At 58.1% G+C, this 21,794-nt stretch carries 22 protein-coding genes and 1 tRNA gene; 9 read left to right on the top strand and 14 right to left on the bottom strand.

Going from position 1 to position 21,794, the window contains the following annotated elements; genetic code table 11:
• Positions 1–55 precede the first annotated feature (55 nt).
• Positions 56–1,486 (top strand): diguanylate cyclase, encoded by a 1,431-nt coding sequence (locus K3757_RS05665; RefSeq protein WP_259999996.1) that lies wholly within the window; start codon positions 56–58, stop codon positions 1,484–1,486.
• 40 nt (positions 1,487–1,526) lie between these two features.
• On the opposite strand, the gene K3757_RS05660 is transcribed toward K3757_RS05665, so the two are convergent.
• The 4 genes from K3757_RS05660 to K3757_RS05645 all read right to left on the bottom strand — a co-directional run bounded on the left by K3757_RS05660 (position 1,527) and on the right by K3757_RS05645 (position 3,518).
• Positions 1,527–1,982, bottom strand: coding sequence for a periplasmic heavy metal sensor (locus tag K3757_RS05660; protein ID WP_259999994.1), 456 nt, complete (start codon positions 1,980–1,982; stop codon positions 1,527–1,529).
• 4 nt (positions 1,983–1,986) lie between these two features.
• Positions 1,987–2,319: a hypothetical protein gene (locus K3757_RS05655; RefSeq protein WP_259999992.1), complete on the bottom strand. Its 333-nt coding sequence runs from the start codon at positions 2,317–2,319 to the stop codon at positions 1,987–1,989.
• A complete protein-coding gene (locus tag K3757_RS05650) occupies positions 2,306–2,899 on the bottom strand; it encodes an RNA polymerase sigma factor (protein WP_259999990.1) in 594 nt (197 codons plus the stop codon). Before K3757_RS05650 ends, K3757_RS05655 begins: the two co-directional genes overlap by 14 nt.
• A 67-nt stretch (positions 2,900–2,966) precedes the next feature.
• Positions 2,967–3,518, bottom strand: a complete 552-nt coding sequence (locus K3757_RS05645) for an EF-hand domain-containing protein (RefSeq protein WP_259999988.1) — start codon at positions 3,516–3,518, stop codon at positions 2,967–2,969.
• A gap of 269 nt (positions 3,519–3,787) precedes the next feature.
• Between K3757_RS05645 and K3757_RS05640 the strand changes: the two genes are divergently transcribed.
• Both K3757_RS05640 and K3757_RS05635 read left to right on the top strand, forming a co-directional pair.
• Positions 3,788–4,129, top strand: coding sequence for a DUF983 domain-containing protein (locus K3757_RS05640; RefSeq protein WP_260001193.1), 342 nt, complete (start codon positions 3,788–3,790; stop codon positions 4,127–4,129).
• A 26-nt stretch (positions 4,130–4,155) separates the two neighbouring features.
• Positions 4,156–4,863: an NUDIX hydrolase gene (locus tag K3757_RS05635; RefSeq protein ID WP_259999986.1), complete on the top strand. Its 708-nt coding sequence runs from the start codon at positions 4,156–4,158 to the stop codon at positions 4,861–4,863.
• On the opposite strand, the gene K3757_RS05630 is transcribed toward K3757_RS05635, so the two are convergent.
• From K3757_RS05630 to K3757_RS05600, 7 genes are all read right to left on the bottom strand, one after another.
• Positions 4,860–5,765, bottom strand: coding sequence for a DMT family transporter (locus K3757_RS05630; protein WP_260001192.1), 906 nt, complete (start codon positions 5,763–5,765; stop codon positions 4,860–4,862). The two genes, K3757_RS05635 and K3757_RS05630, sit on opposite strands and share 4 nt — an antisense overlap.
• Before the next feature lie 20 nt (positions 5,766–5,785).
• Complete coding sequence (locus K3757_RS05625; protein WP_259999984.1) at positions 5,786–6,712, bottom strand: fatty acid desaturase; 927 nt, start codon at positions 6,710–6,712, stop codon at positions 5,786–5,788.
• A gap of 89 nt (positions 6,713–6,801) precedes the next feature.
• Positions 6,802–7,548 (bottom strand): SDR family oxidoreductase, encoded by a 747-nt coding sequence (locus K3757_RS05620; RefSeq protein ID WP_259999982.1) that lies wholly within the window; start codon positions 7,546–7,548, stop codon positions 6,802–6,804.
• Positions 7,545–9,014 (bottom strand): carnitine 3-dehydrogenase, encoded by a 1,470-nt coding sequence (locus K3757_RS05615; protein ID WP_259999981.1) that lies wholly within the window; start codon positions 9,012–9,014, stop codon positions 7,545–7,547. Before K3757_RS05615 ends, K3757_RS05620 begins: the two co-directional genes overlap by 4 nt.
• The gene (locus K3757_RS05610; RefSeq protein ID WP_259999980.1) at positions 9,011–9,544 is read right to left on the bottom strand and encodes a lipocalin family protein; all 534 of its coding nucleotides are present in this window, start codon (positions 9,542–9,544) and stop codon (positions 9,011–9,013) included. The genes K3757_RS05615 and K3757_RS05610 overlap by 4 nt, the downstream gene beginning before the upstream one ends.
• Entirely contained in the window at positions 9,541–10,452 is a 912-nt protein-coding gene (locus K3757_RS05605) for a 3-keto-5-aminohexanoate cleavage protein (RefSeq protein WP_259999979.1), read from the bottom strand. Before K3757_RS05605 ends, K3757_RS05610 begins: the two co-directional genes overlap by 4 nt.
• Before the next feature lie 90 nt (positions 10,453–10,542).
• Positions 10,543–11,586, bottom strand: coding sequence for an aldo/keto reductase (locus K3757_RS05600; RefSeq protein WP_259999978.1), 1,044 nt, complete (start codon positions 11,584–11,586; stop codon positions 10,543–10,545).
• Positions 11,587–11,741: 155 nt separating this feature from the next.
• Here K3757_RS05600 and K3757_RS05595 point away from each other — a divergent pair, with 155 nt between their 5' ends.
• The 3 genes from K3757_RS05595 to K3757_RS05585 all read left to right on the top strand — a co-directional run bounded on the left by K3757_RS05595 (position 11,742) and on the right by K3757_RS05585 (position 15,551).
• Positions 11,742–12,974 (top strand): MFS transporter, encoded by a 1,233-nt coding sequence (locus K3757_RS05595; RefSeq protein ID WP_259999977.1) that lies wholly within the window; start codon positions 11,742–11,744, stop codon positions 12,972–12,974.
• Between the two features lie 74 nt (positions 12,975–13,048).
• Entirely contained in the window at positions 13,049–14,761 is a 1,713-nt protein-coding gene (gene metG / locus K3757_RS05590; protein ID WP_259999976.1) for a methionine--tRNA ligase, read from the top strand.
• Positions 14,712–15,551, top strand: a complete 840-nt coding sequence (locus K3757_RS05585) for an enoyl-CoA hydratase/isomerase family protein (RefSeq protein ID WP_259999975.1) — start codon at positions 14,712–14,714, stop codon at positions 15,549–15,551. Before metG ends, K3757_RS05585 begins: the two co-directional genes overlap by 50 nt.
• A gap of 8 nt (positions 15,552–15,559) precedes the next feature.
• Here K3757_RS05585 and K3757_RS05580 read toward each other — a convergent pair.
• Positions 15,560–15,646, bottom strand: a tRNA-Leu gene (locus tag K3757_RS05580).
• A 106-nt stretch (positions 15,647–15,752) separates the two neighbouring features.
• The gene (locus K3757_RS05575; protein ID WP_259999974.1) at positions 15,753–16,229 is read right to left on the bottom strand and encodes an Lrp/AsnC family transcriptional regulator; all 477 of its coding nucleotides are present in this window, start codon (positions 16,227–16,229) and stop codon (positions 15,753–15,755) included.
• A gap of 107 nt (positions 16,230–16,336) precedes the next feature.
• Between K3757_RS05575 and putA the strand changes: the two genes are divergently transcribed.
• From putA to K3757_RS05560, 3 genes are all read left to right on the top strand, one after another.
• Entirely contained in the window at positions 16,337–19,750 is a 3,414-nt protein-coding gene (putA, locus tag K3757_RS05570; RefSeq protein ID WP_259999973.1) for a bifunctional proline dehydrogenase/L-glutamate gamma-semialdehyde dehydrogenase PutA, read from the top strand.
• 133 nt (positions 19,751–19,883) lie between these two features.
• Entirely contained in the window at positions 19,884–20,624 is a 741-nt protein-coding gene (locus tag K3757_RS05565; protein WP_259999972.1) for a rhomboid family intramembrane serine protease, read from the top strand.
• Positions 20,621–20,998 carry a GFA family protein gene (locus K3757_RS05560; RefSeq protein ID WP_259999971.1) on the top strand — a complete coding sequence of 126 codons (378 nt, stop codon included), beginning with the start codon at positions 20,621–20,623 and terminating at the stop codon, positions 20,996–20,998. The genes K3757_RS05565 and K3757_RS05560 overlap by 4 nt, the downstream gene beginning before the upstream one ends.
• On the opposite strand, the gene K3757_RS05555 is transcribed toward K3757_RS05560, so the two are convergent.
• Positions 20,995–21,780 (bottom strand): inositol monophosphatase family protein, encoded by a 786-nt coding sequence (locus K3757_RS05555; protein WP_259999970.1) that lies wholly within the window; start codon positions 21,778–21,780, stop codon positions 20,995–20,997. The genes K3757_RS05560 and K3757_RS05555 overlap by 4 nt on opposite strands.
• Positions 21,781–21,794: the final 14 nt, after the last annotated feature.

Below are 21,794 nucleotides of genomic sequence, written 5' to 3'. Positions count from 1 at the left end.
TCAACGCTTTGTTAACCTATTCCTCACAAGACTAAAGGCCAACTAGGCGCGTGTTTTGGAGGTATCGAAAGTGCAGGGTAAAATCCTTATCATCGACGGCATTTCCACCAACCGTATCGTGCTCAAGGTCAAACTGACAGCCGCATTTTACGATGTTGTGCAGGCCGGAACGATGGCGGAAGCAATTGAATTAATCCACACGGAAAAGCCTGACATTGTGGTGACTGCGCTTGATCTTCCCGATGGATCGGCAGCCCAGCTTTGTGCAGCCTTACGCAGTTCCGGCCTCTCGGAAGCAGTACCAGTACTGGTCATTGCCTGCTCCGCGGAAAAGGATCAACGGCTACAAATTCTGCGCGCCGGTGCTTTTGACGTCATGAGCAAGCCGATCAACGAAACACTGTTGTTGGGTCGCGTGCGCAATATGATCCGCGCGCACAACAAACTCGCAGAATGGCAGATGCGTGAGGATACCAGCTGTGCGCTGGGCCTGGCAGAGGCTCCGTCGGATTTTGTGGTTCCGGGCAACGTGTTCATGGTCGGGCCGGATGCAGCCCCGCTGCAAGGTTGGACCCGCCAACTTTTGCCGCAACTAAGGGCCCACTATACAGTGACGCTTTTGCGTGATGCGATGGCGCGGCTACATACAGGCGCCCCCCCAGATGCTGTGATCCTTGCCCTTCCAGAGGTCGGCGATGAGATCGAGGAAAGCTTCCGGTTGATTTCAGCGATGCGTGCCAGCGCCCATTCACGCGACATTGCACTGATGATCGTACAGTCCTCGACCGACCCGCTGCGCGCGACTTCGGCATTGGACATGGGCGCGGATGACGTCATGACAAAGGGTTTCGAACCCGAGGAACTTGCTCAGCGTATGAAGTTATTGCTCAGCCGGAAACGTCGTGTAGCCCAGATGTTGCAAAGCGTGCGCACCGGACTGCGCGAGGTGGTCAATGACCCGCTTACCGGCCTCTATAACCGCCGCTATGCCATGCCCTATCTTACCCGTCTGATTGAGCGTAGCGCGGGCAATCGGACGCCTTTCGCGGTGATCATTGCCGATCTTGACCATTTCAAACAGATCAATGACCAGTACGGCCACATATCCGGCGACGCTGTGCTGGTGGAGACGGCCAAACGCTTGCGCCTTGCGGTCCGTGGTACGGACGTCGTCGCCCGTATAGGCGGTGAAGAATTCATGATTGCAATGCCGGCTACCGACCTGACTGCCGCACGCAATATTGCGAGCCGTATCTGCAAAGCAATAAGCGGCAGGCCGTTTGCAATTCCGGGTGCGGCGAAGCCCGTATCGGTAACAATCAGCCTCGGGTTGGCGTTGGGAAAAGACACCGCTCTGACCGATGCCCACGCCCCTGAAAAAGTAGATGCACTGCTGGATCGAGCGGACAAAGCCCTTTATGGCGCGAAGGTTCAGGGCCGTAACCGCGTCAGCCTTAGCAGGCCAGAATCACGCCCAGCAGCCTGATAGCATTTAGGTGCAGGCCCACCTGCAAATAAGACTACCGTTATTCAGGTCGTTTTCTAGACGGGCGCCTATCAAGCAGATCTTGCAACCGGTCGGCATAGACATTGCGCTCTGAAGCCGTCATCGACGTCACATAATCCAACCACAAAGCTGTTGCCGCATCCTGACGCGCAAGACCCGCATCACGTTCGGCGGCCAGAACGCGCGTTGCGGCGGACGGATCGAACGGCTCTTGCCGGAGTGCCGCGATCATGTTCCCGGTCTCCATCTGTCTGGGCTGCGCTGCGCGCAGCTCTTTGAACAGCGCGTGACGCGCCTCTCTCGGGAGAGCTTGCATATAGATGGCACCGCCCCGCGCCACCCGCGCTTCTCGGTGATCGCCGCCCTTGTGGCGCCATGAGGCCCCCACCACGGCAGCTGCAACGGCAAGGTTCACCGCCAGAGACAGCCCCAGTACCAAAGGCATCCAGCGGCGTTTTCTTTTCACTTCAGCCATTTGTTCAACCCTCTTCACTGTACCAGCCGAACCCTGACAAGTCCGCAATATCATCGTCTGACGTCTGCTCGGCCGCGCCCATAAGCACCAGAGGATCAAGCGTATCCACCGGGGGGGCCACGCCCAGCCAGAACCCCGCAACAGTCGCTGTCACCAACCCGCCAAGACCCGCAGGGCCGCCAATGGCTCCAAGAAGCCTACGCCAAATAGGAGCGGGCTGCTGCAGCGCCTGCGCGTCCGCCTCAATACGCGCAAGCAAGGCCGCAGGCATCTGCGGGGGCGCTGCGCGGGCGGCGTCGAACACCGCCTCCAGGTCAAAGCTGTCAGACTGTTTCATCATCATATCCCAATGCATCGCGCATGGAGGCCAAGTCAGCCGTAAGCGCCTTTTTACCACGGGCGGTCAGGCTTTCTACTGCCTCAACACCCACGTCTAATATCTCGGCGATTTGCGGGTTCGCCAACCCTTCAATGTGGCGCAAAACCACCGCCTGACGCTGCCTCTCAGGCAAACGCAACAAAGCTGCCTGAAGCGCGTCATGGCGCGCGCCTTCCTGCATACGCGCCTCTGCACCGGGGGACGGATCAGCGGGAGCGTCGATCTCGTCCAGCGTTTCGGTGCGGCGTTGGCGCAGCCGGTCAGTGCACAGATTGGCCACCACACGGTAAATCCAAGTGGCCGCCTGTGCGCGCCCGTCGTCCCAGTCAGCAGCTTGCTTCCAGAGCCTTAACATGGCTTCTTGCGTCACATCCTCGGCTTCTGCCCCGTCACCCAACACCCTGTATGCATGTGCATAGGCACGCGGCGACAGGCGGGCCGAAAGCAACCGCGCGGCTGCGCCATCACCAGCAGCATAGCGCGCCAAAAGGGCGGCATCCGCATCACGCGCGGCTGTATGGTCCTCGGTGTCTTTCAATGCTTCTTTCCGCTGTCCATCCGGCCCCCTTTCAGACCAAGGGGCCGGAGGTTGATTTAAGACTAGGTTAGTCTGCGTCACGCTTCATCTTGTGTTTGCCATGGCCACGGGCCTCTGCAAACTCCTCAATGCTCAGGCCACCGCTTTTGTCGGTGTCCAGCTTTGTGACCATCTTGGCGGGATCGCGACGGCTTTGCATTTCTTCCAAGGAGATATCGCCGCTTTTGTCAGCGTCCATCCGCTCGAAGTGCTTGGCTGCACGCTTTTCCATCTTGCCCTCTTTGCCTTTGTACTTGCCATCGGCTTTCGAGAGTTCTTCATCGCTCAGCGTGCCATCGCCGTTTGTGTCCAGACGGTTGAGCATGTGCTCTTTGTGGCGCTCTTTCATGCTGGCGCGGATTTCCTCAGCGGTCAAAGCACCGTTGCCGTCAGCATCCGCTGCAGTAAAACGTGCTGTGGCCTGCGCCTGCAATTCCTCGACGGTGATCTGACCATCGCTGTTCACATCGATCTGGCCAAAGCGTTCCTGCATACGGGCTTCGCCGCCGTCACGCGCCTGAGCGGATGTTGCGACAAGACCTGCTACGATTGCCATTGCGGTGAATGTTTCTTTAAACATGGTGTACTCCGTTTTTATCTCCTGCAACGATCTCTTTCGCCGTGCAGTTGGTATTAGTACGCCGCTCCGCCAAAGTTCCGTCGCAAAAAATGCAGAAAAGTTTCTCGTGCAGGAGTTGAGACAAATCGCCACCTTTCATTCCATGCCCGCATGGCCCATTTAAAAGTCACAACTCCTAGCAGGATTAAGTCATGCCAAATTCAGCCGCACAGACCAACGTCGCCACAAACGTGCAAGACACCACGCAAGAGCGGCCACGCCTGCCAGCCATGTTGCGCGGCTGGCGTAGAAAATGCCCGAACTGCGGTGCAGGGCCCCTGCTGTACGGCTATCTCAAAGTGCATGACCATTGCACCGTTTGCGAACAGGAATTCCAACATCACCGTGCGGATGACGGCCCTGCCTATCTGACAATTCTTATTGTCGGGCATCTGATGGCGCCGATGCTGCATGTCGTCTTTGTGCAGTTCAGGCCCGAACCTATTGTCCTGTTTACGATCTTTGCAGTTGGCACGGTCGGTTTGTCCCTCTACCTTCTTCCAAGATTGAAGGGCGCCTTGATCGGCTTCCAATGGGCAAAGGAAATGGGCGGCTTTGCACGCAGTTCCTGACCTGCCCCGCGACAGCATGAGGACCTATGAGCATCGATAAAACGGCGATCCGCAACGCGGCAACGGTCATTGTGATCCGAGACCGGATGACGACACCCTCCATTTTGATGGGCCAGCGCGGATCAAAAGCTGCCTTCATGCCAAACAAGTTTGTCTTTCCCGGTGGCGCCGTGGACGCGGGCGATGCCCACATTCCGCTTGGATCAGCCTTACCCCCACAATGTGCGGCACGGATTTCCGAAGACACCGATCCGGCCCTTGCACGCGCCATCCCCGTCGCCGCCGTACGTGAACTATGGGAAGAGACCGGACTGATCCTGGGAACAAAAGGCACATGGCCGGGGGAAATACCCGCTGACTGGGAAACCTTCGCTGCCAGCGGCCACCTGCCCCACGCAGAGCCACTGCAGTTTGTCTTTCGCGCGCTGACGCCTCCGGGCAGGCCGCGCCGCTTTGATGCACGCTTTTTTCTGGTCGATGTTGATGCGATTGCCAGCGATCCGGACAATTTCGACAACGCCTGTGATGAGCTTTCGCACCTGCAATGGGTGCCTTTGACCGAGGCACGCCGCTTTGACATGCCCTTCATCACCGAAGTTGTTCTGGCCGAGGTCGAAGCCCGCGCACGCGATCTGGAACCACCTGCATCAGTTCCCTATTTCAAGAACAGCGATGAAGAGAGCCTGTTCCTCCGGATGCGTGGTCACACCACGCCCTATGACGGACCGAACTAGATCGCGAGGATCAGCAACAGGATCGAGGCCACCAAAACAGCGATCCCGCAGGCTTCTCTTGCAGTGATTTTTTCACGAAAGAACAGCGTGGAGGCCAGCACGCTGAGGATCAGTTCAATCTGGCCCAGCGCTTTTACATAGGCGGCGTTCTGCAGCGTGAAGGCGATGAACCAGCATAGCGAGCCGCCCATCGACGTCAGCCCGATCCACAATGCCACGCGGCGCGCACGCCAGACGCGGGCCATCTCTCCGCTTTCGCGAAAATAGAGCCACACCGCCATGATGAGCGTTTGCATAAGCACGACAGCCATCAGGGTCACACCGGCGCGCAGCAGCGGATCATCGGTCGCCAGCGACAAGGTCGCCCCGCGGTAACTGACGGCTGAAAACGCAAACAGGACACCCGAAGCGATGCCAAGCCCCGCCGCCCGGTTTCGAAGGTCCGACAGGCGAAATCCTGACGCCTCCTTGCCGCCGGACAACAGCAGCAAGCCAACCAGCCCCAGTGCAATGGCAGCAAATCCGCCCCAGCTGACCAATTCACCCAACAGCAGCACACCGACCAACACAGTCTGGATCACTTCGGTTTTCTTGAACGTGATCCCCACGGCAAAATTACGCGCCTTGAACAGTGCGACGACACAGACCGTGGCAAGAATTTGTGTGGTGCCCCCTAATAGGCCAAAGCCCCAGAACCGCGCCCCAAGCGCAGGCAAGCTGGCCTGCGTCAAGGTCATGTAAAGCGCCAACAGCGCAGCTATGAAGGGTGCGGAGTAGATAAAGCGCGAAAACGTCGCCCCTGCTGGCGACAGGGTGGCAGTGGCCAATACTTTTTGCAGCATAAAGCGCACCGTCTGAAAAGCGGCGGCAAGCAGGGTAACAATGATCCAGAGGTCAGGCATGTTCATCCCGCTCTCCTGCATCAATCCGCGTCAGTGTGCCAGAGCGGATGTGCGACAGGGTCTTTGCTCTTCCACAGATATTGTCGAAATATGCTTGCATAGGACGGGAAGACATAACCGTGATTGCGGGTCAGGAAGCGGTCTCGGCGTTCACGGTAAAGTGGCCATAGCTGGTACCAAGCCGCCTTTGGGTGCATGTGATGAACCACATGCAGGTTGTTGTTGAGAAAGAGAAACCCCAGCAATCCACGATCTTCGATGATCACGGTCCGGCCAGATACACGCGCGTCCGCCTGATGCTCAAGGAAGGTTCTGATTTTCAGGACCGACAAAGCACCATAGCAAGCAGCGAAATACAGCCAGATATTTAGATCGGACAACATGACCGCCCATAGGGTCAACACAGTGCCCGGAATATGCAGCAACCAGTCCGTCACAATTTCGCGCTGTCCTGACCGCGCGGCGGCAATATCTTTGCGGATAAAGGTGATCAAGCCAATTGCCGGACCAATCGTGATGCGACCGGCAAGTGTGTTGTTGATCTGCAGCAAGACCCGTTGCCATTTCCAAAGGCGCCGCCAGACATCCGGATCAAGGTAATTACTTTCTGGATCGTCGTATGGGTCTGTCAGTCGGGCATCCCGGTGATGGGCAAGATGTGTCCGCTTGAACCGCAGATACGGCACAAACAGCCCCGGTTGCCACAGGCCAAGCAGAGTTTCAGCACGCTCTGAACCAAAGGGGTGACCATGCAGAAATTCATGACTAAGAGAGCTGTGCAAGGTCAGCGCCAGTACAAGCATCACCACAGCCAACACGCCCCAGCTTGTCGGCAGCAACAAAGCACTGCACCAAAGCCCTACAACACCTATAAACAACCAAAGCGTCGGCCAGTCCCACTGCGATATATTGCGCCGCTGCGGTGGGTAGGTCTGATTCTGCTTCATAAAGGGCGTGCGCTTGTGCTGTTGAGGATTGGCAGAACATACGCCCGCAGCAAAAGCGATGCTGTTCCGAAAACGACACAGCCTTGCAGCTAGACTTTCGGGTCCGGATTTTCTGTATGGCCATCTACGGCGATGACCTGACCCGACACCAATCGCGCAGCATCCGACCCCAAAAACACCGCCATATTCGCAATGTCCTGCGCTTCGACAAAGCGGCGCATCGAGGTGCCGGAAGCATATCCGTCATAGACCTGATCGCGAGTCATTCCTTTTGCCGCAGCTTCGCGCGCAAGAACACCTTCCATCCGCGCGCCCTCCACCGATCCGGGACAGATTGCGTTGACGCGAATGCCGAAAGGCCCCAGCTCCATCGCCAATGTTTTCATCAAGCCGATAATCGCCCATTTCGCCGCAGCATAGGGCGCACGGTTAGGGTAGCCATATAATCCGGCTGTCGATGAAGTGAGGATGATCGCGCCCTGCCCTGCGACCTTCATACGCGGCGCTGCGTGCTTTGCCGCCAAAAACGCACCTTCAAGATTTACGCTCACGCAGGTGCGCCAGTCTTCCAGCGCGATGTCCTCAACCAGCGCCGTGGGACCGGCTATTCCGGCATTGGCACAAAGCACGTCAATCTGGCCCATCTCGGCCATTACTTGCGCCATCGCGTTTTCGTCCACGGCATCCGCTTTGCGGGTTTGCCAGCCTTTCGGCAGGGTCGCCAAAGCTTTTCCATCCACGTCTGTGACCCAGACCTCCATTCCCACCGCCGCGAAGGCCTCGCCCATGGCGCGACCAATGCCTGATGCTCCGGCGGTGATCAGCACACGCTTCATCTTGGTGCGCCGATGGCCCTTCCCAAACCTTCTGGCAGTGGCAATTCCGCATGACCCTGGGCGAAACGCACCAGCGCCGCCTCAATATGAGGCGCGGGCGGCGTGGGCTTGCGCGTATCCAGACTCACGTGAAGCAGGAAATGCTCACCTGTGGCCAGAAGACGGTCAGCTTCATACATCTCGTGCCACAGATGCATTTTCTTACCCTCGCCCATCACCACACGGGTACGTATGGTGATACGGGCACCTGCATGAACTTCGTCTATATGGCGGATATGGGTCTCAGCGGTGAAATAGCTCCCGCCGGATGAAATATAGTCTGCATCACATCCGATAATCGCCATGAAGCGATCCGTCGCATCAGCAAAAGCCTGCAAATAACGCGACTCTGTCATGTGGCAGTTATAGTCCGTCCAATCGAGCGGCACAGTCCGGTGCGCTGTCTCTACCAGTTGGTCGGAGGGCAAGTCCGCCGCCACAGCGCCATGTACCGTTCCTGCGCGCATGTCACGTTCTTGCGCGTTCAACAGCGCACCTGCGCCCCAGTCTTGCGCCTTCAGCCCGCGCATCATCGTGACAAGATTGTTATCACGGATGCGTTCGAGTTCACGGATCGAATGCATGCCGGATTGCTCATCCGACTGGCCTGCGATCAGGTCCACCAGTTCGTCATTGAAATCAGGGACATCCATCAGCTTGGTCCACGGCCATTTCAACGCGGGTCCGAATTGCGCCATGAAGTGCTTCATGCCGGCCTCACCGCCCGCCACGCGGTACGTCTCGAACAGGCCCATCTGCGCCCAGCGAATGCCAAAGCCGTAGCGGATGGCATTGTCGATTTCTTCCGTTGTGGCGATACCGTCTTTGACCAGCCACAGCGCCTCACGCCACACCGCCTCAAGGAAACGGTCCGCGACATGGGCATCAATCTCTTTCTTGAGGTGGAGCGGGTACATCCCCAACGAACTGAGCATAGATTTTGCCGTCTCGACCAAGGCAGGCTCTGCGTTCGTTGTCACAAGCTCTACCAGCGGCAGCAAATAGACAGGATTGAACGGATGCGCGACCATGATCTGACCGGGCCGCGCAGCACCTTGCTGCAACTCGGATGGTTTAAATCCGGACGTCGAAGAACCAATCACCGCATCAGGCGCGCAAGCGGCCTGAATCTGTGCAAATGTCTTGTGCTTGATCTCCAACCGCTCTGGCACGCTTTCCTGAATCCAGTCTGCGCCGGTCACGGCCTCTTCTATTGTCTTGTGAAAGCTCAGCTTGCCCTCATCGGGCAGCGCCAGATCCGTCAACCCGGGCAAAGACCGCCGCGCGTTCGCCAGAACTTCGCTGATCTTGCGTTCGGCCTGAGGATCAGGATCAAAGACCTGCACATCCCAGCCATTAAGCATAAAGCGGGCGGCCCAGCCGCCACCGATTACACCGCCACCAATAATTGCTGCTGTCTTGCTCATTTCACTACTTTCAGTTGGCGGACATCATATCCGTTGAAATCCAGTATTTCGCGCGCCGCTTTGATCCGGTCTGCTCCACCCGTGGTGCTTCGATCCACGATCCAGCCGAAGTCGCCTGATTTATTACCCAGAACGGCTGTACGGAAGCCTTCGTCGACCCATAAAACCCAGAAGTCACGATTTTGCCCGTTCGGCATCTTTACCCGAAACTGACCTTTGCCTTGGCGGGTGAGCGGTAAATCTTCTGAGAAGTCGCCACAAACACCCGCAGGATCACACACGAATACGCCCAGCCGCATCACAGTCCCCTTGGGGCCGTCGATGATACGGAATGCCATGCGTCCGATATCGGGATCAAACCCCGCACGGATGTACCACACGCCCGCGAACTTTTGCGCGTCAAAGCGGGACGTGACCCCGATGAGTGCGCTTTGGTCGCGGTACACAGGGCCGATCGGCACGGGCGCAGGTAGCTCCGCAGTACAGCCGCCCAACGCAACCAGCGCGGAGATAATAAATCCTCGGATCACTTCGGCATCCGTTTTTGCAGGCCAAGCTGTTCGCGCACCTGCGCGGGCCCGATCAGCGTGGCCCCCATGCCTTCGATGATCCCGCGCGCGCGCGCCACCAATTCGTGGTTTTCGGCCAGCACGCCCTTATCGAGCCATAGGTTGTCTTCAAGCCCCACACGTACATTGCCGCCTGCAAGCACGCTTGCCGCAGCATAGGCCATCTGGTTACGCCCCAGTCCAAATGCCGAAAACGTCCAGTCATCCGGCACGTTGTTGACCATCGCCATGAAGGTATTGAGGTCATCCGGCGCGCCCCATTTCACCCCCATGCAAAGCTGAACCAGCGCCGGGCTGTCCAACACGCCTTGCTTGACCAGCTCTTTTGCATACCAAAGGTGGCCTGTATCAAAAGCTTCAATTTCGGGCTTCACGCCCAGATCGGTCATCATCTGCCCCATGGCCACCAACATCCCCGGGGTGTTGGTCATCACATAATCTGCCTCGGCAAAGTTCATGGTGCCGCAATCCAGCGTGCAAATTTCCGGCAGGCATTCGGTGATATGGGCCATCCGCTCTGTTGCGCCAGCCATATCGGTGCCAGCGGCATTCAGCTCCATCGGATTCTCCACATCGCCAAAGACGATGTCACCACCCATGCCGGCCGTGAGGTTCAGCACAACATCCGTTTCACTGTCCCGAATCCGTTCCGTCAGCTCGCGGTAAAGCGCTACATCGCGGCTAGGCGCGCCTGTCTCTGGGTCACGCACGTGGCAATGCACGACTGCGGCACCGGCTTTGGCCGCTGCAATCGCGCTGTCTGCGATCTGTTCCGGGCTACGTGGCACGTGATGACTGCGGTCTTGCGTGGCGCCCGATCCGGTTACGGCGCAGGTGATGAACACCTCACGGTTCATGGCAAGTGACATGACATTCTCCCTGTTGTTTTGTCGCAATACTGCGCGAGGGGATGGTGCTTTTCCATCCCCAAAAGCGGCAGGTTTTGTCGTGTTTGTAGTTTAGTATGGCATCGGATGCGCACGGTGAGCCGCATCAATATCCTTCATCACCTCGTCGTTCAGCACCAGTTCCGCACCTTCCAGAATGTGATCCAGCTGCGCCACAGAGGTTGCGCCGAAAATCACACTTGCCATGAACGGCCTGTCCCGGACAAAGGCCATCGCCATATGAACCGGATCAATCCCATGTTTATTCGCGACATCCAGATAGGCCTGCACAGCTTCGAAGGCGCGCGGCGTCTTGCGACCGCCCAATTCCGGGCTAAGGGACAGACGTGAACCGTCGGGCACTGCGCCGTTCTGATATTTACCCGTCAACAAACCCGTTGCCAAAGGCGAAAACGATAGCATGCCGATATCTTCGTTGTGGCATGTCTCTGCCACATCGGTATCGGCCAGACGGCACATGAGAGAGTATTCATTCTGCACTGTCGCCATCCGTGGCCCATCCGTCCGTTCGGCCGCGTTGGCCCATTGGGTCAGCCCCCAGGCGCTTTCGTTGCTCATACCGAAGGCACGGATACGGCCACGATCGACCTCGCGCTGAAGCGCGCCAAGGCAGTCTTCCATGTTCTGAAGCGTTTCGGCCCGCGACTGATTGGTGGGGTCATACAGCCAGTTCTTGCGGAACATGTAGCTGCCGCGATTAGGCCAGTGGAATTGGTAAAGATCGATATAGTCTGTCTTGAGCCGCGCCAAAGAGCCGTCAAGCGCTTGCGGTATCGACTCTGCCGTGATCATCGCGCCGTCCCGCACATAGGAAATCCCCTCGCCGGAGTGCTTTGTCGCCAAGACAACATCCTTGCGGCGCGCGCTGGCTGCGAACCACTCTCCAATGACTTCTTCGGTCCTGCCCTGGGTCTCGGCGCTGAGCGGATTGACAGGATACATTTCAGCGGTGTCGACAAAGTTGATGCCCGCGGAAAGCGCACGCTCAATCTGCGCATGGCCTTCCTCAAGGGTGTTCTGCGTGCCCCATGTCATTGAGCCCAGACAGAATTTAGACACTTCGATGCCTGTGCGTCCCAGTGTTGTCATATGCATGTGCGACTCCTCGTGTGTGAATTGCGGGCAAGGTACGCAGGCCACCGCCAGCCGCAAGCGGGATTCACGGCCATGCTTCCGGTATTGCAAAAGAATTCGCATCCCCTGTCGGTTTTCACTAGCCTTCGCCCACTTAAAACGCGCAAACAATAACCATGCGGTTGATGATTTCCTTTGCGGCGCTGTTTCTTTCGGTCGTCCTTTTGCAGCTATCCTCGGGCGGGGTTGGCCCGCTGGATGTGCTGTCAGGTTCGGCGCTAGGTTTCAGCAACCAAGAGATCGGGATGCTCGGGTCTGCGCATTTCTTCGGCTTTTTCATCGGATGTTGGTTTGCCCCGCGCCTGCTGGGGACCGTCGGTCACAGCCGCGCATTTGCGGCCTTCACCGCAGCTGGTAGCATCGGGTTGCTTGCGCACATGATGATCATCAACCCCTATGCGTGGGCGTTGATGCGTGTGGCGTCAGGCCTGTGTGTGGCGGGCTGTTATACGGTTGTCGAAGCATGGCTTCAATCAAAAGTCACCAACGAAACACGCGGCCGTGCCATGGGCACTTACCGCATGGTCGATATGACAGGCAGTCTTTGCGCCCAAGGCATCGTGGGAATTTTGGCACCCGCTGACTACATCTCTTACAACATTCTGGCGATCTTGTGCTGTGCCGCGCTGCTGCCCATCACCCTGACCACGGCCGAACAGCCCGAGACCCCCAAATCCCCCCGTTTGCGCCCGGGGCTGGCGTACACGCGCTCCCCTCTGGCGGTCGCAGGTGTGATTGCCGCAGCGCTGTCGAGCGCGTCCTTCCGCATGGTCGGGCCTATCTATGGACAGGAAGTTGGACTGAGTAAGGGGCAAATCGCGTGGTTTCTGGCCGCTTTTGTCATTGGCGGTGCGTTGGCGCAATTTCCTGTAGGCTGGATCGCGGATAAGTTCGACCGGCGCAAAGTGTTGATCTGGCTATCAGTCGCAGCCATCGGCAGTTGTGCTGTGACCATGTACACCGCAAGCTTTGGTGTGACCGGAATTCTGCTGTCTTCTGCCTTGTTCGGACTGACGACTTTCCCAATCTATTCGGTCGCTGCGGCCCACGCCCATGACTTCGCCAGCTCCCATGAACGGGTCGAACTTTCGGCCGCGCTGATGTTCTGGTTCGCCATGGGTGCGATTGCAGCCCCCTACGGCGCATCCATCCTGATCGACCTCTACGGCCCTCAGGCGCTGTTCATTATGCTGGCGGCGGGCCACGGGCTGCTCATTATCTTTGGCGTCATCCGCATGCGGTCCGGACGGACACCGCGCAAACGGACCGCTTACATCAACGCACTGCGCACCAGCTTTATCATTGGACGGCTGACCGGACGCACCCGTGAAAAATCTAGCGGCGAGTGACGACAGACCGCCTGCCTCTGGCAGGACCGCGCGTGCCCTGCTAAAGCACTCACAAGCACAGTAAGGGCCGCATTATGACACGTCATCTAATTACCTCCGCAATTCCCTATATCAACGGGATCAAGCACCTCGGCAATTTGGTCGGCAGTCAGCTGCCAGCCGATCTTTATGCGCGCTACCTACGCAGTCGCGGCAACGAGGTTCTGTTTCTCTGCGCCACCGATGAACATGGCACACCGGCTGAGCTGGCTGCTGCCAAAGCGGGCAAACCCGTCGAGGAATATTGCGCCGAAATGTACGCGGTGCAGGCCGAAATCGCCAAGGGCTTCAGGCTGAGCTTTGACCACTTCGGTCGCTCCTCCTCAGAGCAGAACAAACATCTAACCCAACACTTCGCTGGTGCGCTGGCTGATCAAGGGCTGATAGAGGAAGTCGAGCAGCGCCAGATCTATTCCGAGACTGACGGCCGCTTCCTTCCTGACCGCTATGTGGAAGGCACCTGCCCCAATTGCGGCTTCGAAGACGCGCGTGGCGACCAATGTGACAACTGTACCAAACAGCTTGATCCCGAAGACCTGATCAACCCACGCTCCACTGTATCTGGTGCCACCGATCTTGAAATGCGCCCGACCAAGCACCTATTTTTGAAGCAGTCACAGATGAAATACCGCCTGAACGACTGGATCGAAAGCAAGAATGACTGGCCCGTTCTGACGACATCTATCGCCAAGAAGTGGCTACATGACGGCGATGGTCTGCAAGACCGCGGCATTACACGCGACCTCAAATGGGGCGTCCCCGTTAAACGCGGTGACGAAGACTGGCCCGGTATGGAGGGCAAGGTTTTCTATGTCTGGTTCGATGCGCCCATCGAATACATCGCTTGTGCTCAGGAATGGGTGGACGCAGGCAAAGGCACAGATTGGGAGCGCTGGTGGCGCACCGATAAAGGCGCCGATGACGTCCGCTATACCCAGTTTATGGGTAAGGATAACGTCCCCTTCCATACACTCAGCTTCCCCGCCACGATCATGGGCAGCAACGAGCCATGGAAGCTGGTCGATTACATCAAGTCGTTCAACTACCTGAACTATGACGGCGGCCAGTTCTCGACCTCGCGCGGGCGCGGTGTATTTATGGATCAGGCGCTGGAAATCCTGCCAGCCGACTATTGGCGCTGGTGGCTGCTTAGCCACGCGCCAGAAACCTCAGACGCGGAATTCACGTGGGAGAATTTCCAGACGGCCGTGAACAAAGACCTTGCAGACGTGCTGGGTAACTTCGTCAGCCGGATCACAAAATTCTGCCGTGCGAAATTTGGCGAAGCGGTTCCGGAGGCAGGCGAATACGGCGAAGCCGAGAATGCCCTGATAGCCGATCTGACAGAGCGCGTCGGACGCTATGCCGAGCAGATGGACAAAATGGAAGTTCGCAAATCCGCCGCAGAGCTGCGCGCGATCTGGGCTGCGGGTAACGAATACCTACAGGCCCAAGCACCTTGGACCACGTTCAAGACCGATCCCGACAAAGCGGCGGCGCAGGTGCGTCTCGCGCTCAACCTGATCCCGCTATATGCGACGCTGGCTGCGCCCTTCATCCCTGACGCGGCGGAAAAAATGTTGGCAGGCATGAAAATCGCCGACGCCGGTTGGCCCGAAGATGTGCCTGCCGCCGTGTCGCAGCTTGCTCCCGGTCACGTCTTTGAAGTGCCGGAGGTTCTGTTCGCGAAGATAACGGATGAGCAACGCGAAGAGTGGGCCGAACGCTTTGCGGGTAAGCGCGACTGATATGGCACTGGTTCAGATCACGCGTGCGGGCCGCATTGCCACAGTGACCTTTGATCGGGGAAACAAGGCGAACGCCCTCTCGCTTGACCTAATGCAGGAGCTTACCCAAGCAGCCCGCAGTTTCGAGAATGATCACGAGACCGCCTGTGTCATCCTGCGCGGGCGGGACGACAATTTCTGTCTTGGCTTTGATCTGACCGACCCTGCGAGCCTTGCACTCAAAGACATGCCCTTGTCGCAACGCCGTGTTGCCTTTTCGCTGGGGTCACGGTTGTGCAAAGCGTGGGAGGACATCGCGCCGCTCACCATCTGCGCTATAGAAGGATGGTGCGTGGGCGGAGGTGTGGCGCTGGCAGCGGCTTGCGATCTGCGCATAGCCTCTGAAACCACGACATTCTACGTTCCAGAAATAGCGCGTGGTTTGAACATGTCTTGGGGGTCAGTGCCACGGATCACGAATCTGGTCGGCCCTGCCAAGTCAAAGCGCCTGATAATCTTGGCAGAAAAGCTGACCGCCACTGACGCCGTTTTGTGGGGGCTAGCGGACCGCATTGCGCCATCTGGCAGCACGCTCGCCGCTGCCACAAACTGGGCTGAAACCGCGGGCCAAATGCCCCCCGTTGCCTTACGTATGTGCAAACGGGACATCAACGCTTACGCAAATGCCCTCGCTGGTGTGGCAAGTCACAGCGATTATGACGATTTTACCCTTATGTACGGAAGCGACGACTCTGCGGAAGGCATCGCATCTTTTGTTGAAAAGAGACCGCCGGACTTTAAGGGCAACTAAAGGAATTTTGGTGCGGGCGGTGGGACTCGAACCCACACGGGGCTACGCCCCAACAGATTTTAAGTCTGGTATGTCTACCATTCCATCACGCCCGCAGTGCGCGCACCATACAACGCCTAAGCGCTGTGTAAATATGTCAAATGCCTTTCGCACAAACGCGCTTCGCCGTTCATCAAAGCAGCGGTCAGTCGCGGGTACGCATTAGGCGCCCTCCGACAACATCACTTCTTTTACGGCTTCCATGGCAACATAGGTTGAAGTGGAGGCAACATGCGGCAAAGCGGAAATCGTATCCCCCAAAAAAGCACGATAACTGGCCATGTCGCGGGTCCGTACCTTGAGCAGATAATCGAAATTACCGGCGATCATATGCGCCTGTTCGATCTGCGGCACCTTCGCCACGGCGCAATTAAACGCAGCCAACGCCTTTTCGCGCGTATCAGTCAGGCGCACCTCGACAAAGGCAACGTGATCCAGCCCCAAACGGATCGGATTCAGCATCGCTCGGTACCCCAGAATGACCCGGTTTTCCTCTAAACGGCGCAACCGTGCCTGCGTAGGAGACTTGGACAACCCGATCCTCTTTGCGAGGTCGGTAATGCTTATCCGCCCATCCTCTGCCAGAGTACTGAGAATCGCCTGATCAAACTGATCAAGTTCCGAAGTGTTTTGCACCATATTTCCAGCCTCAAATAAAGCAATTCGCCCTGATATTGAGCCAACTTCAGTTAATATGCCTGCAAATCATCTGATATACTACCTAAAATCATGCATGGAGCGACCAAATGGCACGTGATACCTACCCTTCTCTGCGCGCACGTATTGATACAGGCACGTATCGTGACGCCGATAGCGTTCTGGCGACCCTGATTCAAACCGCCGCGTTGAGCGATGCTGACCGCACCGCGATCAGCGCCACGGCGGCTGGTCTTGTCCGCGACATTCGCGGCACCACCGCGCCCGGCATGATGGAGGTCTTTCTGGCCGAATACGGTCTCTCCACGGACGAAGGCGTCGCCCTGATGTGTCTGGCCGAGGCCCTTTTGCGCGTGCCGGATGCTGATACAATGGACGCGCTGATCGAGGATAAAATCGCGCCGTCCGACTGGGGCCGCCACATGGGGCACTCCACCTCTACAATGGTGAATGCTTCGACGTGGGCGCTGATGTTGACGGGCCGTGTGCTGGATGACGAACAACCAGGTCCCGTGCGCCACCTGCGGGCCGCCATCAAGCGTCTGGGCGAGCCTGTGATTCGTACTGCCGTAGCCCGGGCCATGAAAGAAATGGGACGCCAGTTTGTGCTGGGTGAAGACATCAAGGGCGCCATGAAGCGCGCGGCCAGAATGGAGGCGAAAGGCTTTACCTATTCCTATGACATGTTGGGTGAGGCCGCGCGCACCGAAGCAGATGCACGCCGCTACCACCTGAGCTATTCAGATGCGATCTCTTCCATCGCCCGCGGTTGCACCCATGATGACATACGCAAAAACCCCGGTATCTCGGTTAAACTATCTGCCCTGCATCCGCGCTACGAAGTTGCACAGGAAGCGGCCGTTATGACCGATCTGGTGCCGCGCCTGCGCGCCCTGTGCCTGCTGGCAAAATCTGCGGGCATGGGCCTGAACGTGGACGCAGAAGAGGCCGACCGCCTTGGCCTGTCGCTTGATGTGATCAACGCTGTTATGGCCGAACCTGCGCTGTCGGGTTGGGACGGCTTCGGTATCGTGGTGCAAGCCTACGGTCCCCGCGCCGCCGATGTGATTGATGCGCTTTACGAGATGGCACAGACCCACGACCGCCGCATTATGGTGCGGCTGGTCAAAGGGGCCTATTGGGACACAGAAATCAAACGCGCCCAGGTCGAAGGCGTGGACGGCTTCCCCGTATTTACGCGCAAAGCGGCAACCGACGTCAGCTATATCTCGAATGCCCGTAAGTTGCTGGGCATGACTGATCGCATCTACCCCCAGTTTGCCACCCACAACGCCCACACGGTCGCTGCCGTGCTGCACATGGGTCAGGACAAAGAAACATATGAATTCCAGCGCCTTCATGGCATGGGCGAAACGCTGCACAACATTGTTCTCAAGAACCACGGCAGCCGCTGCCGTATCTACGCCCCTGTCGGCGCCCACAAAGACCTGCTGGCCTATCTGGTGCGCCGCTTGCTGGAAAACGGTGCCAACTCTAGCTTCGTCAACCAGATCGTGGACGAAGACGTGGCCCCCGAAGAAGTCGCCGCTGACCCCTTTGCCAAGCTGGAAGACAGCATTCCCTACATCCCCAAAGGGCCGGAAATTTTCCGACCCATGCGGGCCAATGCGCGGGGCTTTGACCTCAATCATACCCCCACCCTGACGGCGATCGAGGATGCCCGCGCGCCTTTCGCGGACCACACATGGACCGCCGCTCCGCTGGTGGCTGGCGGTGCCAAAGGCAAGTCGGAAGAGGCGGTGCAAAACCCTGCGGGCCTTACCAGCCCTGGCACGGTGCGCAACGCGACACCAGCCGATGTGGCTAAAGCGCTTGATGCAGCCGCGCAGTGGGACGTGTCTTTGGATGAACGTCGTGCCGCATTGTTGCGCGCTGCTGATATCTATGAAGAACGCTACGGAGAGATCTTTGCCCTGCTGACGCGCGAAGCGGGAAAAAGCCTACCGGACTGCGTAGCAGAGCTGCGTGAAGGTGTGGATTTCTTGCGCTATTATGCGGCTCAGGCGACCAATACGCCACCAGTAGGCGTGTTCACCTGTATCTCACCGTGGAACTTTCCCTTTGCTATTTTCCTTGGCCAGATAAGTGCCGCCCTTGCCGCAGGCAATGCCGTGCTGGCCAAACCGGCAGAACAAACGCCGCTGATCGCCTATCTGGCAATTCAGGTTTTGCATGAAGCTGGTGTGCCTGTGACCGCGCTCCAATTGCTGCCGGGTGGCGGTGATGTTGGTGCAGCAGTAACGTCGGACGCGCGCATCGGCGGCGTTGCCTTTACCGGCTCAACCGCAACCGCACAGCGCATCCGTAGTGCCATGGCAGATCACTGTGCCCCCGGTACACCGCTGATCGCAGAGACCGGTGGTCTCAACGCCATGATCGTCGACAGCACAGCTCTGCCGGAACAAGCTGTGCAGGCCATCATCGAAAGCGCTTTCCAATCTGCGGGCCAGCGCTGCTCCGCTTTGCGCTGCCTCTATGTTCAGGAAGACATTGCAGAGCCTTTCCTGAAGATGCTCACAGGGGCGATGCAGTCTCTGAAGATGGGAGATCCGTGGCAGCTGAGCACAGATGTCGGCCCCGTCATTGACGAGTTGGCGCGCAAGAATATCGCTGCTCATATCGACGCGGCCCGTGCTGCAGGTAACCTCATTGCGGAACTGCCCACCCCCAGCAATGGCACCTACATCGCGCCCACCATTCTGCGCGTCACCGGCATCGCCGATCTGGAGCGTGAGATTTTCGGCCCCGTGCTTCACGTTGCGACCTTTAAGTCCAAGAAACTCGACAAGGTGATCGATGCAATCAACGCCACGGGCTATGGTCTGACATTTGGCCTGCATACCCGAATCGATGACAGGGTACAGCATGTTTCCGAGCGGATCGAAGCAGGCAACATCTACATCAACCGCAACCAGATCGGCGCGATCGTCGGCTCCCAACCCTTTGGCGGAGAAGGCTTATCCGGAACTGGCCCGAAGGCGGGCGGACCAAACTACCTACCGCGTTTCTCGGCCCCTGATCTGGCTGAAGTTTCCCCTGCTTGGGACAAGAAGGGAAGCCTGCCCGCCCTGCCCGACCAAAAGGAAGGCTTCATCGATACACTGTCGCTGCCCGGTCCGACCGGCGAAAGCAACCGGCTTTCGACGCTGCCTCGGCCCGCGATCCTGTGCCTCGGACCAACAGCCGACACAGCCGATGCACAAAAGCGCGCTGTTGAGGCACTGGGCGGCGTAGCTGTTACTGTTGCTGGCGCAATCACACCAGAGGCTTTGACCACTGGCCCCGACTACGGCGGCGTGCTTTGGTGGGGTGATGTCGATACCGCACGCAGCTATGAACAAGCGCTGGCACAACGGACCGGCCCGATCATTCCGTTGCTGCGCGGTTTGCCCGATACGGCGCGCGTCCGTCAAGAACGTCACGTCTGCGTCGACACCACAGCTTCGGGCGGCAACGCGGCCCTTCTCGGCGCTGCCGCCTGAGTTATTGCCGCGCGCGGTTTTACCCCGCGCGCGGCCTCACAATCCGCCCCGGACATCCACCATAAATTGATCCCTGTCCTGTAGATCAAGCGGCCCTTGACGCTCCATCCGGAATGGCAGAACGTAGCCTTTGATGTTCCCGATCCGTGATCATAACCCCTCTGGCCGCGTTCCTTACGTGACTTACGCGCTCATGGCCGCGAACATCGGGATTTTCCTGAGCATGTTGCCTATTGCGGGCGACGAATACGCAATGTCCCAGTTCTATTATGACTGGGCTCTCTTGCCGCGTCGCGTGACAGAGGCCGATGGCTATAGCGCGCTTCTTACCTCACAGTTTTTGCACGGCGGCTGGATGCACATCGTCGGTAATATGCTGTTTTTGTGGATATTCGGCGATAACGTTGAAGACGAGATGGGCCACCTGCCGTTTCTCGGTTTTTATCTGGGGACCGGCGCCCTGTCCGGATTGGCCCATGTCGTCGCCGATCCCACCTCTCTTGTGCCAACTGTGGGCGCCTCGGGCGCCATTGCGGGTGTTATGGGCAGTTATCTGCTCCTGTTCCCCAAGGCAAAAGTCGACATCCTGCTAATATTTATCATTATCTTCCGCATCATCTCTATCCCGTCATGGATCATGCTGATGGTATGGTTTGCCATGCAATTCGTTGGCGGCATGGGGGCAACACCCGGCACAGGCGGCGTGGCCTACTGGGCGCATGCAGGCGGTTTCGTTGCCGGTGTGATATTTACCCTGCCACTTTGGCTGCGCCGCGGCGGTCCCGCCTTCTGGCGCGCGACCCATGGACAGCCACCGCACCCGGAGGCGCAGTACCCGGTGCCTAGTTCAATCCCGAAGGTGAAACGCAAATGAGCCTTGAGATCACAGCAAGCTGTCATTGTGGGGCGACTGCCCTGCGTGCCAGCCTGCCTTATGGATTGTCGGATGCAGCACGCTGCACCTGTTCATTTTGCAAAAGGCGGCAGGCAGCAGCGGTCACCGCGACCACCAGCAGCGTTGTGGTCACCAAAGGCGCAGATCATCTACAGCTTTACAGCTGGGGCACCCATACCGCGAAACATTATTTCTGTAAGACCTGTGGTATCTACCTCTACCACCAGCGCCGCGCAAACCCCGCGCAATGCGGGATCAACCTTGGCTGTATAGAAGACGTCAAAACGTGGGAGCATGAGCCGGTTCGCTGGACGGACGGCGTCAACCACCCCTCTGACAGGTCAGATACCTAGCCGCGGACGACCTTGGAGAATCCGGTAAAGATCGCCTCGTTAGATGCGATGATCTCACCGTCTGCCAGAATATTGCCTTGCGGATTGACCGGTTCAACCAGACCACCCGCCTCACGCACAATGATCACACCAGCAGCAAGATCCCAAACGTTCAGGCGACGTTCCCAAAAACCATCGTAGCGCCCTGCGGCCACATAGGCGAGGTCAAGCGCGGCAGAACCCCAGCGCCGGATACCCGCACAGGCCGGAGCCAGACGCGCCAGATCCTGCAATGTGGCTGGCAGATCGGAACGGCCACCGAAAGGGATACCGGTCGCAAAGATCGATTCGATCATTTTGTTCCGGCCAGACACCCGCAGGCGGCTTTCGTTCAGCCATGCGCCTGCGCCTTTTTCAGCAAAGAACATCTCGTCCTTGGCTGCATCAAAAACCACACCGGCGACAATCTGCCCTTTATGCTCCAGCGCAATGGAAACAGCCCAATGCGGCAGGCCGTGCAAAAAGTTCGTGGTGCCATCCAGCGGATCAACAATCCAGCGACGTGTGGGATCTTCGCCCTCTTCTGCGCCACCTTCTTCGGCTATCCAGCCGTATGTCGGGCGTGCAGCGCGCAATTCATCTTTCAGCAGCTTCTCGGCGTTGATGTCGGCACGGCTCACAAAGTCGCCGGCACCTTTCATCGAAACCTGAAGGTTCTCGACTTCGCGGAAGTCCTTCACCAGAGCGCGGCCAGCTTTACGCGCGGCCTTGATCATAATGTTGAGATTTGCACTGCCTACCATGTCATCGCGGCCTT

Source organism: Sulfitobacter sp. S223 (genome assembly GCF_025143825.1).
Taxonomy (GTDB): domain Bacteria; phylum Pseudomonadota; class Alphaproteobacteria; order Rhodobacterales; family Rhodobacteraceae; genus Sulfitobacter.
The sequence above is the reverse complement of the archived record's forward strand: the minus strand, read 5'-3'. Positions and strand labels throughout refer to the sequence as shown.